The organism is Methanoregula sp. UBA64, from assembly GCF_002502735.1.
In the GTDB taxonomy this organism is placed as follows: domain Archaea; phylum Halobacteriota; class Methanomicrobia; order Methanomicrobiales; family Methanospirillaceae; genus Methanoregula.
Map to the genome: position 1 here is coordinate 43,401 of NZ_DAQC01000004.1, position 14,909 is coordinate 58,309.

General features: G+C 57.7%; 12 protein-coding genes and 1 tRNA gene. 6 read left to right on the plus strand and 7 right to left on the minus strand.

Annotated features, from left to right (window positions below; translation table 11 throughout):
• Window positions 1–35: 35 nt before the first annotated feature.
• Both BP758_RS07425 and BP758_RS07430 read left to right on the plus strand, forming a co-directional pair.
• The gene (locus BP758_RS07425; protein ID WP_292370236.1) at window positions 36–2,273 is read left to right on the plus strand and encodes a DEAD/DEAH box helicase; all 2,238 of its coding nucleotides are present in this window, start codon (window positions 36–38) and stop codon (window positions 2,271–2,273) included.
• Between the two features lie 107 nt (window positions 2,274–2,380).
• Window positions 2,381–2,812, plus strand: coding sequence for a hypothetical protein (locus BP758_RS07430; protein WP_292370237.1), 432 nt, complete (start codon window positions 2,381–2,383; stop codon window positions 2,810–2,812).
• A 155-nt stretch (window positions 2,813–2,967) separates the two neighbouring features.
• Here the strand turns inward: BP758_RS07430 and BP758_RS07435 are convergent, their stop codons facing one another.
• On the minus strand, window positions 2,968–3,471 hold the full coding sequence (locus tag BP758_RS07435) for a hypothetical protein (protein ID WP_292370238.1): 504 nt from the start codon (window positions 3,469–3,471) through the stop codon (window positions 2,968–2,970).
• Window positions 3,472–3,973: 502 nt separating this feature from the next.
• Window positions 3,974–4,384 (minus strand): autoantigen p27 domain-containing protein, encoded by a 411-nt coding sequence (locus BP758_RS07440; RefSeq protein WP_292370239.1) that lies wholly within the window; start codon window positions 4,382–4,384, stop codon window positions 3,974–3,976.
• 76 nt (window positions 4,385–4,460) lie between these two features.
• Between BP758_RS07440 and BP758_RS07445 the strand changes: the two genes are divergently transcribed.
• Window positions 4,461–4,724, plus strand: a complete 264-nt coding sequence (locus BP758_RS07445) for a UPF0147 family protein (protein ID WP_292370240.1) — start codon at window positions 4,461–4,463, stop codon at window positions 4,722–4,724.
• A gap of 160 nt (window positions 4,725–4,884) precedes the next feature.
• Here the strand turns inward: BP758_RS07445 and BP758_RS07450 are convergent, their stop codons facing one another.
• The 4 genes from BP758_RS07450 to BP758_RS07465 all read right to left on the minus strand — a co-directional run bounded on the left by BP758_RS07450 (window position 4,885) and on the right by BP758_RS07465 (window position 8,478).
• Window positions 4,885–5,442 carry an HdeD family acid-resistance protein gene (locus tag BP758_RS07450; protein ID WP_292370241.1) on the minus strand — a complete coding sequence of 186 codons (558 nt, stop codon included), beginning with the start codon at window positions 5,440–5,442 and terminating at the stop codon, window positions 4,885–4,887.
• A 119-nt stretch (window positions 5,443–5,561) separates the two neighbouring features.
• Window positions 5,562–6,059 carry a hypothetical protein gene (locus BP758_RS07455; RefSeq protein ID WP_292370242.1) on the minus strand — a complete coding sequence of 166 codons (498 nt, stop codon included), beginning with the start codon at window positions 6,057–6,059 and terminating at the stop codon, window positions 5,562–5,564.
• Between the two features lie 135 nt (window positions 6,060–6,194).
• Window positions 6,195–7,424, minus strand: a complete 1,230-nt coding sequence (locus BP758_RS07460; protein WP_292370243.1) for a hypothetical protein — start codon at window positions 7,422–7,424, stop codon at window positions 6,195–6,197.
• A gap of 88 nt (window positions 7,425–7,512) precedes the next feature.
• Window positions 7,513–8,478 (minus strand): DHH family phosphoesterase, encoded by a 966-nt coding sequence (locus BP758_RS07465; RefSeq protein ID WP_292370244.1) that lies wholly within the window; start codon window positions 8,476–8,478, stop codon window positions 7,513–7,515.
• Window positions 8,479–8,591: 113 nt separating this feature from the next.
• Between BP758_RS07465 and BP758_RS07470 the strand changes: the two genes are divergently transcribed.
• From BP758_RS07470 to BP758_RS07480, 3 genes are all read left to right on the plus strand, one after another.
• Window positions 8,592–8,665, plus strand: a tRNA-Phe gene (locus BP758_RS07470).
• A 236-nt stretch (window positions 8,666–8,901) separates the two neighbouring features.
• On the plus strand, window positions 8,902–10,932 hold the full coding sequence (locus tag BP758_RS07475; protein WP_292370245.1) for a cation:proton antiporter: 2,031 nt from the start codon (window positions 8,902–8,904) through the stop codon (window positions 10,930–10,932).
• 114 nt (window positions 10,933–11,046) lie between these two features.
• On the plus strand, window positions 11,047–13,035 hold the full coding sequence (locus BP758_RS07480; RefSeq protein WP_292370246.1) for a monovalent cation:proton antiporter family protein: 1,989 nt from the start codon (window positions 11,047–11,049) through the stop codon (window positions 13,033–13,035).
• A 32-nt stretch (window positions 13,036–13,067) separates the two neighbouring features.
• Here the strand turns inward: BP758_RS07480 and BP758_RS07485 are convergent, their stop codons facing one another.
• Entirely contained in the window at window positions 13,068–14,864 is a 1,797-nt protein-coding gene (locus BP758_RS07485; protein WP_292370247.1) for a sensor histidine kinase, read from the minus strand.
• Window positions 14,865–14,909 lie beyond the last annotated feature (45 nt).

Below are 14,909 nucleotides of genomic sequence, written 5' to 3' on the forward strand. Positions count from 1 at the left end.
ATATTACCCGGCGAAACAAAATCTCATCAACCACTATGTCCAGCATCAGCCATCCCCTCATCCGGCCCGACAGCATCGAGTCGCGGGAGTACCAGCTCGCGGTTGCCATGAAGGCGCTGGATGCAAACACGATGGTGATCCTCCCCACCGGCCTCGGGAAGACCGCAGTTGCCCTCATTGTCGCGGCCTCCCGGCTCTACAATGAGAAAGGCCGGATCCTGATGCTTGCCCCGACAAAACCCCTCGTGGAACAGCACCTCCGGTTCTTCGAGAAATACCTTCTCGCAACAAGCCCGGCCGGGTCCGATGCCCCGCCGTTTGCGATGTTTACCGGCGAAGCCCCGCCGGCCGAGCGGACGGCGGACTGGGAGCGCTCGCAAGTGATCTTTGCCACCCCGCAGGTGGTAAAAAACGACCTGATCGCGGGACGGTACACCTTAAAGGACGTCACGCTCATGATCGTGGACGAGTGCCACCGGGCGGTTGGGAACTATGCCTATGTGTTCCTTGCCCAGCGCTACCTTGCAACCGCTGACAAGCCCCTCATCCTTGCCATGACCGCATCGCCCGGCGGTGCGCAGGCAAAGGTGCAGGAGGTCTGTGCCAACCTCGGCATCGTGCAGGTCGAGAACCGGACCGAGAACGACCACGATGTCCGGCCCTATGTCCACGAGCGTGATGTGGAGATCGTTACGCTCTCCCTCCCGAACGATCTTAAGGCCGCCATCCATGCAATCAACTCTCTCATTGAGAACCGGCTCGCACTCCTTGCCTCGGTCGGGTTTGCCGTCCCGAAACGTGAGAAACTTTCCATGCGGGAACTCGCCGGCATCAACGCCCAGATCCAGCAAAGGATCCAGAACCGGGACCAGGCCGGCTATGCCGCGGCCTCGGTCTATGCCGAGCTCATGAAGCTCCGCCATGCCATAACCCTTGCCGAATCACAAGGGAGCGAGGTGCTCAAGGGCTATGTGGCAAAGCTCGTTGCCGAAGGCTCGGGCGCCGGGGGGAGCAAGGCGAGCCAGCGGCTGAGCCGGGACCCGGTCTTCCGCGAGCTTTTTGAGCTGTCCCAGACGTGGAAGGCCGAGCTGCACCCCAAGCAGGCAATTGTTCTCGATCTCGCCCGCGAACAACTGGAAAACCATCCCGAGAGCCGGATCATTGTCTTTGCCACGTTCCGGGATACCGTGCAGCTCCTGGTCGATTACCTGAACGCAAACGGGATCGCCTGCGAGCGGTTCGTAGGCCAGGCAACAAAGGATGCGGAAAAAGGGCTCTCGCAGAAGAAGCAGATCGCTGCTCTTACCCGGTTCCGGGCCGGGGAGTTCAAGGTGCTGGTCGCAACATCGGTCGGTGAAGAGGGCCTTGATGTCCCCTCAACCGATCTCGTGATCTTCTACGAGGCGGTCCCTTCAGAGATCCGCTCCATCCAGCGGAAAGGACGGACCGGCCGGTCCGCCGCGGGAAGGGTCGTTGTCCTTGTCACGAAAGGAACCTCCGACGAGGTCTTCCGGTACGTGAGCCAGTCAAAGGAGCGCATGATGCAGAAGAGCATGCGGGAGCTTGCCGGCCACTCATCCGAACCCGCAAAACCGGTGGCCGTCGACCAGGCCCTCATCGATGAGTTCACCCCGCAGGGGCCGGCGATCCATATCGACGACCGCGAGACCTCCTCGAAAGTGGTCGAGATTCTCTCCGGCATGGGCGCCGCGATCCGGCTCGAACGCCTGCCGGTGGGAGATTATGTCATCGGCGACAGGATCGCGGTCGAGCGAAAGACTGCCCGTGACTTTGTCGATACCCTCATCAACCGGGACCTGCTCGGGCAGGCAAAGGCGCTCTCCGAGGCGGTCCCCCGGCCGGTCATGATCATCGAGGGCGGCGATATCTACACGCAACGGGACATGAACCCGAATGCCCTGCGGGGAGTTCTCGCGGCGCTCACGGTCGACATGGGAATCACGCTTCTCTTCACCCGGGACGAGCAGGACACGGCCCAGATGCTCTTTGTGATCGCAAAGCGCGAGGAGGGCGAGCGGGGCGAGCGCAAGTTCCATCCCCACAAGTCGTTTGCATCTGCAAAGGAAGAGCAGGAATACATTGTCTCGGCGTTCCCCGAGATCGGGATGAAGAACGCCCGGCTGCTGCTCGCACATTTCGGCACGATACAGGGAATTGCGAATGCTTCCTTGGAAGAACTCGTTGCGGTAAAGGGAATAGGGGAGAAGACCGGGGGGAAGATCTTCGAGTTGTGCCGGAGGAAGTACGGGTAAACGTATTGTTAAAGTGAAGATTATACTTGAAAGTCAAATATAGACAAAATATTAGACGATCCTTAACGGAAAGATAGAATAAATGTAAACTGTGGAAGGATTTGCTTGTGTCATATGAAGAAATAATCATTTCAATATTAGGTCTGCTCGGGATTAGTGGGATAATTGGTACTTACTTAACTTACGTTTGGGAAAAAAGAAAAGAACGCGAGAGTAAAGAAAATGAATTGAAAGTGGTTCGGTACAAATGCATAATTTTATTGATGTATGCTTTCCTGAATCCTGACGAACTCGATTCAATTAAGAAAAATCAACAGAATATTCAAAACATAGTCGATTTAAAAAGAGAACTGCAAACTGAATGGGTTAATTCATGGATTTTTGCAGGCGATTCTACCGTTCGATCCCTTAAACGATTTTTAGATAACCCTAATGAAATGACATTTGCCAATACAGTTTTGTCAATGAGAAAAGAATTGTGGAATAAAAAAACAACATTATTGGAAGCCGAATTCTCAATTAAAGATTTCACCCACTAAACTTTGTCTTTTCTCGCCCACTTCCGCACTTCATTGAGCAGATTATTTTTTCTGGTTGTGGAAAACGGGTAATTAAGGCCGCCGCGGGGCGCCCTTCGGGGCGGCGGCAGGGCATCGCAATTTTCCCTATAGTCGACCATAACCTTAACAGATGTTTACCCCAGCTCCGGCACCGTATCCACCCACGCCGCCACCTTCTTTAGGATCGCATCGTCCGTATACGAAGAGACTGTGATCCGGTTCCGGGCAAGACTCAGGGCGTACACCTCGCCGCCGGGATCACAGCACCGGATCGTGACCGAGAAGAGATCGTCATCCGGCAGGTGCTGTACCGTGCCCCGGTGGGAGAGGTTGTTTGCCACGTTCGAGATGACCGCCGCGATCCCGGTCTGGTATCCCCCGACCGAATCGTACTGGTCGAGGGCAGCACCGATCCGCTTCTTCTTGTCGTTCAGGTACACGAACTTTGCCGTATACATCTCCCGGACCTTTTCTGTCGGGGGATGGTTCTTTCGTGCCGAGCGGTACGAGGTGCAGCCAAGGGGATTGCCCAGGATCAGGGTCTGGATAATCCGGTCGAATGTCCCGATATCCGCGATCGGATGTTTCAGCCGGTGATACGCGCTCTTGCATCCCGGCCGGGGTATGAAGTGAGCCATGATTGTTCCTTCCCTTTTTTTCCTGAATGCCCGGCCGGTCTTGTCCGGCATCTCCTGTCGGGACCCGGCCGTTCCATATATCAGTAAGGGGGAATTGACCGGATCGGATAAATCCTTGCCGGTGATGCAGGGGGTCGGGCACAAAAATAGCAGCCCACGGACCGGATGGCCTGTTACCCGGGCGGCATATCTGTCTCCGGATTTCTTCGGGGTAAACATGCACTCCCATTTCCCGGATCCGTGGCAGGATTGTGATAGTGGCTGCCGGTTTTTTGCACTAATTATCTGTCCAACCCCCTGCATACATTGGCAGAATATTTGCCCGGTTCAATCGATCTTCCCGCATTTTTATGACGATGAAATATGCATTCATCCACAGGGAACCGTTGCAGGCAGGTGCAGGGGGTCGGATGCGAAATTAGTGTACGACAGCCAGAAACGGCATCCGCACCGGAACCACAGGTAGCGAAAAACAAGTGAAAAAAGCATGACCCGTACCGGCTTACAGCCGGCACAGGATCTCAAGCGCTTCCGACCCGGTCTTCACCGCAGTCATCAGCGTAAGAATATGGTTGGGATCTTTCTCGTTATTGATCCGCTCGCAGAGCGCATGGATCGTCATTGCGATCTCCTCGGCAAGCATGTTCCCTTCCCCGTCCTCGCACGTACAGGACCCGTCATCGTGGTCCCCGCCGCAGGTGCAGCCTGCGTCATGTTCGTGGGAATGCGCTGCCGGGGCTGCTTGCGCCGCGGGAGCCTTTGCCGCGCTCTTCTCGGCGCAGACCACGCAGAAGGTCTTCTTCTTGTACTCGAACATCGGGCACCCGCACACCGGACAGACCTTCTCAAGCATCTTACCGCCCTTGAGGAGGTACTCGGCCATGATCTCGTCGTCTTTTCTCTCGGCCATCATCTCACCGTCTGATCCTATATCCAACTTATATATGCGAGTTCTACGTATTAACTACAGGTACACGGCAGGTGATACCATGTCAAATCCTGAAAAAACCATGGAAAACTGTATCCTGATGTTGCAGCACATCCAGGAGGACAGCACAATCCCAAGAAATATCCGGCGCGTTGCTGACGAGACCCGGACGCTGCTTACCAACAACACCAAGGCAATGGGCCTTCGCGCCGCCGAGGCAATTTCTAAAATCGATGAAATCTCCAACGATCCCAACATGCCCATCCATGCACGGACCCGGATCTGGGAACTGGTATCCCAGCTTGAAACGATCCCGCTCGACTAGGGCACGGGGAATTTTTTAATCACTTTCTCTTCTTTACCGGTCATTTGCTGCTGCCTGAACGGAATTTCCGGATCATCCAGCACGCAGGTGACGTGAAGGCAGGCGCGAACGGCAAACACCGGCCGGGCAACGACTCCTGAAAATAAAACAAAAAAGGGGGTTATGCCGCATCCAGCGAGCGGACGCAGTACCCGAGCGCAATGCCGATGATACCGTATACCACGAGGATCACGCCGACCCAGAGCACCATCAGGGCAATGCCAAGGAGCGGGAGGATGCAGATCATCAGCCCGAGGATAATAGCAAGGATACCCTGGAGGGCAAAGAGGCCCCGGTGGATCATGGTCTTCTCGCTGATCGCAAGCACAAGGCCTATGAGTCCACCCAAAAAGAGGGCAATACCGGCGATAACGGCGATTGCCTGTCCCATCACATAGGGGTGGACGATCGTTGCGATCCCGACAAAGAACCCGATCACGGCAAGGACCGCAAGGAGGGCTGAAGACTTCCAGCCGCCCGGCGAGAGCGCGGAAATAACGAGGGCAGAGAACGAGAGCAGGATGATCAGGATCCCGATCAGTTCGATCAGCACCGTAGCCGAAACGGTCGGGAAGAGTACCACAAGGAGTCCGAATATCACGGCAAGTGCGCCGAGGAGGACAAGCGATCCCCACTTGACGCTGGTGACGTTTTCAACAGTGACAACATCTGCAGCCATAGGCAACATTAGAACCCTTCGCGGGATTCCAGATAAAAGTTCTTATATGCAGGCGCTGCCGGCCGGCGAAATGAAATTACCGGGAGAGGGGACCGGTAAAAAAGGATTATTCTCGGGTATTATGCGATCCGGTGGGTGACCGACGGGATACTGATCTGGCTTGAATACGTGGACTGGTACCCGTCGGGGAAGGTGATGGTCGTGGTCTGCGGTGCAAAGTCGGCCGAGACGAGCGGGGCGTACCACTGGTTCTTTACTGCTTTCTGTGCGGCGGCAAAGGAGAACGAAGGGGTCGTCATGGTGGTTGCCCCGGCATCTGTGCTGACCGCTGCAAACGAGCCGATACTCACATCAGCCGAAGACAGGTCCGCCTTCTGGACCGTCACCGGGCGGTTGAGGTTCTCCTGGAGGGCATTCTGGAGGAGTTTTGCCGGGTCTGCCGCATGGAAGAAGATAGCGGCCTGTTCGGTAAGGGAGAGGTCGTACTGCATGTCCGCCTGTGCATTGCCGTTCTGGTCGAGGGTTATGGAAAGCGTCTTTGCCGTAAATGCCTGCGCCGGCATCACGGCCAGGCATACGACGCAGAGAAACCCGATTACAAGGTAACTGAATTTCATATGGTGTCACGTTTACGTTACTTTTTTTGCTATAAAGGCTTGCTCGTTTCCGGTTCACGAAAAAAACGACGGGCATTCCGCCGGATAAAAGAAGAATTGGGGCAGCCAAAAAAGGGGCTGCCATGCCGGAAGGGATTACCTGCGGTTCCGGCCGGTATACAGGATCATTCCTGCCCCGAACAGGCCGAGAAGCACCACGGTCACCGGCAGCGGGGAGGGCTTTGTTGTCGGGACGGTGGTTGCAGCGGTTGTGGTGGATTTTACCAGGTTGACATGCATGGAGACAATCTCGCCTGCCGCCGGGTACTGGACGATCGAGCCCGAGGCCGTCACGTATCCGTCCTTTTCCACCCGGTAGGTCTTAAAAGGCGTACCGGTAACCGAGACCGTGTCGTACAGCACGCCATTCGAGACAGTGCCCTGCAGAGCGTCGTCGAAGTACACGTTCGCGCCGTCAACATTGCAGTAAATGGCATAGGTGCCCATCCCGGAGCCCGCGGGCGGGGCGGTCGGGGTTTCCGTTACCGGGGACGATGATGCGGAGAGGGTGACATAGACGTCCTGTGTCTGGCCTTTTGCCGGGGTTGATGGCAGGGTGCCGGAGGCGGTGGTGTAGCCGTTTGCGCTCACCGCATAGGTCTTGTAGGGGGTGCCGGTGGTATAGACGGCCACGGTCAGGACGCCGTTTGTAATGGTGCCCTTGTTTGTCCCGTCAAGGGAGACGGTGGCCCCGTTCACATTGCAGTGGAACCGGTAATACCCGGTGTCGCCGCCAATGAGCGTGGTCGTAACCGCGGTCGTGGGTGCCGTTACCGGTATGGGAGAGAGGGTCGGGTAGAGGTAAACAGTCTGGCCGTCGGAGGGCATGGTGACCCCGCCCGTGTAGGTGTAATACCCGGACTTCGAGACCGAGTAGGTGGTGTAGGGCGTGCCGGTCGTGGAGACTTCGAGCGTGAAGCTGCCGCCCGAGATGGTGCCCTTTGTTACGCCGTTAAAGGCAACCGAGGCCCCGTCCACATCGGAGTATACGGTGATCCAGCCCGTGCCGCTGCCGGCCGGTTTTGGTTCGAGGGCGACCGTGATCTCCAGGTTTGCGCTGCCGCCCGGCACATAGTTGACGCTGCCGGTTGCATCGTAATAGCCGTCCTTTGTCACTTTGTAGGTGGATGCGTCCACGCCGTTTGCGATATCGAGGGATCCGCCGGAGATCGTCCCCTTGTAGGTGTTGTCAAGGTACACTGCTGCGCCATCGACATTACAGTTGATGGTCAGATACCCGGTCCCACCTGCCGGCGCGGACGCAAGGGCCGGCACCGCAAGCAGGCCAAGGGCGATCAGAACCAGACAGAACAGGGAGTATTTCATTCGCATAATTCTGGGTTTCCCCGGCGTGCATATAAGGCTTGGGCTTTTGGAAGAAAGGTCAGGAAAAAACGGGTGCGGGAGGAACAGATCAGTACTGCTCTGCGATCCGGACAAACTCATCGAAATGTTTGCTCTTCTTAAAGAGCCACCAGGTGAACCGTTCGATCACGGTAAAGGAGAAGGATCCGCCCGCGGCATTCGGGTGCCCGCCGCCCCCGAACTCCCGCGCGATCAGGTGGCTGATAGGGGGGACCGACCGGAGGGAGAACTTGCCGTCCTTTCCAATGATCACCTCGATATCGGTCTTCTTCTTCTCCCGGATATAGTGCGCCGTCTCGCTCGGGTAGCCGTAGAGCGGGGCAAAGACTACCCGGTACTTCTTCCCGGCAAAGGTTGCATGGCCCAGGCTGTCTGCCATGGCCTTGTCCATCTCGGCCTTGATCTCCTTGTATTCGGCCTCGATCACGGGATCGGTAAAGGCGCCCCCGATCAGGCAGTCCCGGACATGGTCCCGGTTCTTCTTTCTCTGGAGCACCTGCCCGAGCACGGCGGACCGGGGATCGGCATGTTTCCAGAGGTCGTAATCGCAGACTATGCGTGCCACCTCTGCGGCCGTCGCGTTCCCGGGCATGAGATCACGTGCCACAATCCCCGTTGCACAGACCTCGGTATCAACGCAGAGGAGCGCAACCGTGGTCCGGATTGCGGCCATCTCCTCCTCGCGCCAGCGGTGATGATCCCGCCACTCGATTACCCAGCCGTTCTTCTGCGCTTTCTGCGCCAGGGTGTCTGCCCCTTTCTGGTACCCGATATCCGAGATCGAGAGCGTGTCACCCTTCCCGGGGCTTGCCGCCACGAGGGAAAAGAGCGTGATAAATTTCCCTACCGAACTCCAGATCGTAAACACGCCGTCTTTCCCGTACTTCATCCGGTGGATCGCATCGGCCCCGACCGCGTCGAGGTCGTTATGCGTCAGGTGGACGATATGTACGGTACGCGAGGAAAGGGCACTGGTGAGGCCTTTGTCGTCTTCGGTCCGGGAGGGCTGCGGCATTTTACGTGTACTACTTGGCCGGGCAGGGGATAAAAAGAAGGTACCGGGAGTGTCCGAAAGCGGCCCGGAAAGCACATTATTTATTAATGTCCAGTGACAACCATTATAGTCCTGCCCTAGTAGCTCAGACTGGGAGAGCGCCAGACTGAAGATCTGGTTGTCCCCGGTTCAAATCCGGGCTGGGGCACTCATTCTTTTACCATTCCTCACCCTGAAAAGCAGACGCTGTTTCCGGGCTCCGGGACGATTGTACGAAATATTTCCCGGGGAGAGGGTCTTTTTTTTTAGGATTATGTGAACCGCCCGGTTCAATTATCGGACATTTTGCCGGACTATTTTCTCTTGCGGATACGGGCATTATTTAACTGATGGCAGAAGTTCTTCTGGTAAGAACTTACCCGGCAACACCGGGGTGTACCTGCCATGGATGTCATTCTCGCCGTTGTCTGCCTGGGCATTCTCACCATCGCACTCCTCTTTCTCGGGCAGCGGTTTAAGATCCCCAGCATTGTCTGTTTTCTTGTCATCGGGATGCTCGCCGGCCCATATGCACTTTCGATCGTAAGCGACCAGTCCACCATCGAGACCATCGGCGAGATCGGCGTCATCCTCCTGCTCTTTACCATCGGCCTCGAATTTTCGTTTGAACGGCTGCTCAAGGCATGGCGTGTAGTTGTGATCGGCGGGGCGTTCCAGGTCTGCACAACCATTCTCGTTGCAGCCCTGATCCTGCACTTCCTCAATGGGGTCAGGTTCACGGAATCCATCTTTTTCGGGTTTTTAGTCTCGCTCTCCAGCACCGCTATCGTAATGAAGATCCTCCAGGACCGGGGAGAGGTCGAGACCGTCCCGGGAAGGACACTTTTAGGGATCCTCATCTTCCAGGACCTTGCCGTCATCCCCATGATCCTCCTCACCCCGATCATGATGGGCAGCACCATCACCACGGCCTCGATCCCCTTTGAGATCGGGAAAGTCGTTGCCATCCTTGCGGTCCTGATCGTCTCCGCACACTGGGTGGTGCCCTGGGTCATGTACCGCGTGGCGAAGCAGAAGAACCGGGAACTCTTCGTCTTTACTATCGCCGGGATCTGTTTTGCGGTCGCCTGGCTCACCAACGCCGCCGGGCTCTCCTACTCCCTTGGCGCATTCATGGCGGGCCTGATCATCGGGGAATCCGAGTTCAGCATCGATGCGGTCAGCAACATCATCCCGTTCCGCGATGTCTTTGCCGCCATCTTCTTTATCTCGATCGGGATGCTCCTTGACACGAGTGCCATCCTCGCGCAGCCTTCGATCGTCATCTCCCTCCTCGCGATCATCCTTGTCGCAAAAGTGCTCACCGGCTCGGTTGCCTCGGCAATCCTCGGGATGCCGATACGGGTCTCGATCTTTGTCGGCCTTGCCCTTGCCCAGATCGGGGAATTCTCCTTTGTACTTGCGAAAAGCGGCTCGGAATCCAACCTGATGGGGACCGGGCCCTACCAGTTCTTCCTTGCCGCAGCGATCATCACGATGGCGCTGACGCCGTTTACCATGAACGCGGCCCAGCCCATAACAAACCTGATGTACCGGCTCTTCCCGGACCGGATCAAGCGGCCGGATCCCACCAGGGAGGTAACGGGACCTGTTCAGGAAGAGCTCTCCGACCATATCGTGATCGTAGGGTACGGGATGACCGGCAAAAGCGTGGCCCGGGCCGCAGAGATCCTCGGCATCCCCTACAATGCCATCGACATGGACCCGGACGTGGTTGCACGGGAACGTCAGGCCGACAGACACCACGAGGTCATCTTCGGTGACGCCACCCACCGGGAGGTATTAGCGTACGCCGGTATAGAACGGGCGCGGGCCCTTGTGGTCGTCATCTCGGAACAGAACGTGGTCCCGGGAATCATCCACCTTGCCCGGGAGATGGCCCCGGATATCTATATCGTTGTCCGCACCCGCCATGTCAACGATGTACAGCAGCTCCTGGATCTCGGGGCCGACGAAGTGATACCGGAAGAGTTCGAGACCTCGGTCCGGATCTTCTCCCGGGTCCTTGCCAAGTATTCCCTGCCGGACAGCGATATCGATACCTTAAGAAAAGTTGTCAGGAATAACGGCTACCGGCTCTTTTCCAAAGGGCAGGCACCGGAGTCCGGACGGGTAACGAACCCGGAAAACCTGTTTGCCGGCCTCCATATACGGACACTCCTGCTCGCCGAAGGATCATGGGTACAGGGAAAGACCCTGCGGGAGCTCGACGCATGGAACACATATAGCGTGGGAATCCTTGCGATCCGGCGCGGCACCTCGGCAATCACTGCCCCGAACCCGGACCTCCAGCTGCAGCCGGACGATCTCCTCATCCTGTACGGTTCCGAGGAGAACATACAGAAATTCCTTCCGCAGGCAGCCGGCGAATCAGCCGTTCCCGGGAACGGTCACACCCCGGCCCCGGGGGAATAACACTCCCCGGGGGCCGGACCCCTACGGCGGCCGGTCCCGCCGGAACCTATAATATCCATCCATGGGTATACTACTTCGTATTCGCCTGAAAGGACGTGTCTTTTTATGGAGCTCATGATCGCTGTCGTCTGTGTCATTGTCCTGTCCGTTGCTCTTCTCTATCTCGGCCAGCGCTTCAAGATGCCGAGCATCGTCAGTTTCCTTGTCATCGGGATGCTTGTCGGCCCCTTCGGGTTTGCGCTCATCACCGACCAGTCCGTTATCGACATGATAGGCGAGATCGGCATCATCCTTTTGCTCTTTACCATCGGCCTCGAATTCTCGTTCCAGACCCTGCTGCGTTCGTGGCGTGCGGTGATCATCGGGGGTATCGTCCAGGTCTGTACCACGATTGTCGCGATCACCGGCCTTACGCTTGCCTTTGGCATGCCGTTTAACGAGTCGCTGATCTTCGGCTTTATCGTCTCCCTTTCGAGCACGGCAATCGTGATGAAGATCCTCCAGGAGAAAGGCGAGGTCGATACGATCCAGGGAAGGACGCTTCTCGGGATTCTGATCTTCCAGGACCTCGCCATCATCCCCATGATGCTCGTTCTCCCGCTCCTTTCGGGCAGCGGGAGCGGCATCGATCTCTCTTCGGCTCCCTACCAGATCACCAAGGTCGCTGCGATCATCCTTGCGATCATCGTCCTTGGGTACTGGGTCATCCCCCGGGTACTCTTCAAGGTGGCAAAGGAGCGGAGCCGCGAGCTCTTCCTCTTTACCATCGCCGGGATCTGCATTCTCATTGCCTGGCTGACAAACGAGGCCGGGCTGTCGTACACCCTCGGCGCATTCATCGGCGGCCTGATTGTAGGAGAATCCGATTACAATATCGATGCGCTCGGCCATATCATCCCGTTCCGCGACGTCTTTGCCGCCATCTTCTTCCTCTCGATAGGAATGCTCTTAAACACCGTAACAGTGCTCGGGAACTTCGGGTACGTAGCCCTGATCATCGCCATTATCTTTGTTGTCAAGATCGTCACCGGTGCGTTCTCTGCCCGCGTGCTCGGGATGCCGGCCCGGGTCTGCGTCTTCTGCGGCCTTGCGCTCGCCCAGATCGGGGAATTCTCGTTCGTGCTTGCCAAAAGCGGGCTCGATGCAGGGGTTATCCAGACGGGAGCCTACCAGATCTTCATTGCCGGGGCCATCGTCACCATGGCGTGTACCCCGTTTGCCATGAAGGCATCCCCGTGGGTTGTCGAGACGCTCTACCACCTCTTCCCAAAAAGGATAGCTCGGGAGAAGACCCTCCTGACGGACGAACTTTCCCCGGCAGAAGCGCTATCAAACCACATTATCATCGCCGGGTACGGGATTACCGGAAAAAGCGTTGCCCGGGCCGCGACCCTGGCCGGCATCCCCTACCTGGTCATCGAGCTCAACCCGGAGATCATCCGGCAGGAGCGTTCCGCGTACCGCCCGAACTTTATCTTTGGCGATGCGGTAAACGAGGAGGTGCTCGAACATGCCGGCATCAGGACCGCCCGGACCCTCATTGTCGCTGTTTCTGAAGAGGAGGCGATCCCGCGGATCATCCATACCGCCCGGCAGCTCTCCCAAAACGTCCATATCCTTGCCCGGACCCGCCATGTGCGGAATGCCCAGAACCTGCTCGATCTCGGGGCCGACGAGGTGATCTCGGAAGAGTTCGAGTCTGCGCTCGAGATCTTCACCCGCGCCCTCAAACGCTACCAGATCCCGGAGGAGGAGGTAGTACGGATCATCGAACGGTCAAAGCGCCTGGGTAACGCCCTCTTTACCCGGTGTGCCGACACCGACCAGCACAAGAAGATCCAGAACTTCGAGACCCTCTTTAAGGCCACCCATGTCCACACGGTCCGGGTAGAACCGGGCTCCGAAGTGGAAGGAAAGACCATTGCCGATCTCCGGCTCAAAGAGCAGTATGGCATCCGCGAGTTCGGGTTCCGCCGGGGTTCCATGAAGTTTACCGAGCCGGATTCGACGGTCGAGCTCCGGGCCGGGGACACGCTCGTCTTCTTTATCACGGACGAGAAAGCGGGAAAGATCATCCCGCTCTTTTCGGCAAAGAACGCATAATAAAAAAACGGGGATCCTTCCCCGGATCGTTTTTATGGGCGCCCGGGCTCCGGGGGATTTTTCGGGATATGCAGGGTAAACGTACTGCCCGTACCCACCGTACTTTCTACCGTGATCTCCCCGCCGTGGGCATCGATGATCTTCTTTGCAATGGCAAGCGAGAGGCCGATCCGGTCGAACTTGCGGGAGAGCTGGCCGGCATCGGGCAGCTGGAAGGGTTCGAAGATCGATTCCTGCGCATCGGCCGGGATCCCTTCGCCGTTATCGCTGACAGAAATGTGCCAGAAGGTATCTGTGCTGTCCGTGCGCCAGGAGATGCCGATCTGGCGGGGCGGAACCGAGTACCGGATGGCATTCGAGATCACCGAATCGAGCACGATAAAGAGCCGCGGTGCATCCGCCCGGACAACCACATCGTCCGGCACGCTCACGTCGATTGCGGCCTGTGCGGCATACCCGCTCGTCTCGATAACCGATCGGACGAGGCCGGCAAGCGGGACCGGGGCAAAGGTGAGCTGGATCTTTCCCGAATCGAGGACGGAGAGGTCGAGCATCCGGTTGATGATCTGGCGCTCCCGGTCGGCGCTCGTCAGGCACCGTTCGAGGACCTTCCGGGCCTCGTCCGAGATCCCCCAGTCCTTGGGATCGGCAAGGAGGAGGTCGAGGTACCCGATGATGGGCTGGAGGGGGGTCCTGAGTTCGTGGGCAACGGTGGCGAGGATCCCCCGGCGGCGTTCGTTGTCCAGTTCGATCTTTGCTTCGAGGCGCTGCTTCTCGGAGGTGTCCAGCACATTGATGAGGGTTGCCGGCTGGCCGAGATGCGTTATCGGGGTGGTGGTGATCTCTGTCCGGCACGCTTCCCCGGAGGCGGTCTGGAACGAGAGCACGCTCACCACCGACCCCGCGTGCTGCTTCTCCCAGGCATCCAGGTGTTCCCGGCAGGTCAGGCGCTCGTGCCCGGCAACGAACCCGCAGAACTCCTTTCCCTGGATCTCCCGCTGGGGAACGCCCACGAACCGGCCAAATGCCGGGTTCACGTACCGGATCAGCCCTTTCTGGACGATCAGGATCCCCACCGGCGAGTTCTCGGTGAGCTGGCGGTACCGGGTCATGCTCTCGTTGACCGATTTTTCCGCAAGTTTTCTCGAATTGATGTTGACTGCCGTGCAGCTCGTCGTGGTTTTATCGAGCGGGCTCCAGGAGAGGCTCACCCAGCAGGGGGCCCCGCTGCGGGTCTTGAGCCGGGTCTCGAAGTCGCTGCTCACCGGTTCCTTTGCGATCCTATCCTGAAACCGTTCCACTTCCCCGGGGGAAAAGAGGATATCGGAGAATGTCATGGACAGGAGTTCCTCGTCGGAGAACTGGAGCATGCCGGCAAATTTCGGGTTGTACCGCCGGATCGTGCCGCCCGCGCCGTCGAACATGACGATCCCGAGCTGGGAGTATTCAAAGACCGTGCGGTACTGCTCTTTTTCCCGGTTGATCCGCCCGAGCTGGATCGCGATGATGACCGTTATCCCGACAAAGATCACCGCCTGGACGGTGACTTCGAGCAGCTTTGCCACATCCGGGAAATAATAAAAGTAACCGGCTATCTCGTAGGCACAGGCGCAGATCCCCGAGACTACCATTCCCCGGCGGGGATAGGCATAGACCGCGTAGATGAGGGGGATATAGTAGAGCTGGGCGACCAGGTTGTCGAGACCCAGCGGGAACGCTGCTATGGCCGAGCAGGTGACAAGAACAACGAAAAGGGCGATCAGGCTCCCGCGCACCAGGTTATCCCGGTCCGGAGTACCCGTCCTCTGGCGGGGAGTATGATCGGCCATTGACAGTCCTGCTTTTGCACCTGTTCTTATATATTGGTTCCCAAA

What these genes read in the sequence shown, in the direction of transcription:
- BP758_RS07425 (WP_292370236.1), top strand. Translation starts at nt 36, where the DNA reads ATGTCCAGCATCAGCCATCCCCTCATCCGGCCCGACAGCATCGAGTCG.
- BP758_RS07435 (WP_292370238.1), bottom strand. Translation starts at nt 3,471, where the DNA reads ATGGCTCACTTCATACCCCGGCCGGGATGCAAGAGCGCGTATCACCGG.
- BP758_RS07440 (WP_292370239.1), bottom strand. Translation starts at nt 4,384, where the DNA reads ATGATGGCCGAGAGAAAAGACGACGAGATCATGGCCGAGTACCTCCTC.
- BP758_RS07445 (WP_292370240.1), top strand. Translation starts at nt 4,461, where the DNA reads ATGTCAAATCCTGAAAAAACCATGGAAAACTGTATCCTGATGTTGCAG.
- BP758_RS07450 (WP_292370241.1), bottom strand. Translation starts at nt 5,442, where the DNA reads ATGGCTGCAGATGTTGTCACTGTTGAAAACGTCACCAGCGTCAAGTGG.
- BP758_RS07455 (WP_292370242.1), bottom strand. Translation starts at nt 6,059, where the DNA reads ATGAAATTCAGTTACCTTGTAATCGGGTTTCTCTGCGTCGTATGCCTG.
- BP758_RS07460 (WP_292370243.1), bottom strand. Translation starts at nt 7,424, where the DNA reads ATGAAATACTCCCTGTTCTGTCTGGTTCTGATCGCCCTTGGCCTGCTT.
- BP758_RS07465 (WP_292370244.1), bottom strand. Translation starts at nt 8,478, where the DNA reads ATGCCGCAGCCCTCCCGGACCGAAGACGACAAAGGCCTCACCAGTGCC.
- BP758_RS07475 (WP_292370245.1), top strand. Translation starts at nt 8,902, where the DNA reads ATGGATGTCATTCTCGCCGTTGTCTGCCTGGGCATTCTCACCATCGCA.
- BP758_RS07480 (WP_292370246.1), top strand. Translation starts at nt 11,047, where the DNA reads ATGATCGCTGTCGTCTGTGTCATTGTCCTGTCCGTTGCTCTTCTCTAT.
- BP758_RS07485 (WP_292370247.1), bottom strand. Translation starts at nt 14,864, where the DNA reads ATGGCCGATCATACTCCCCGCCAGAGGACGGGTACTCCGGACCGGGAT.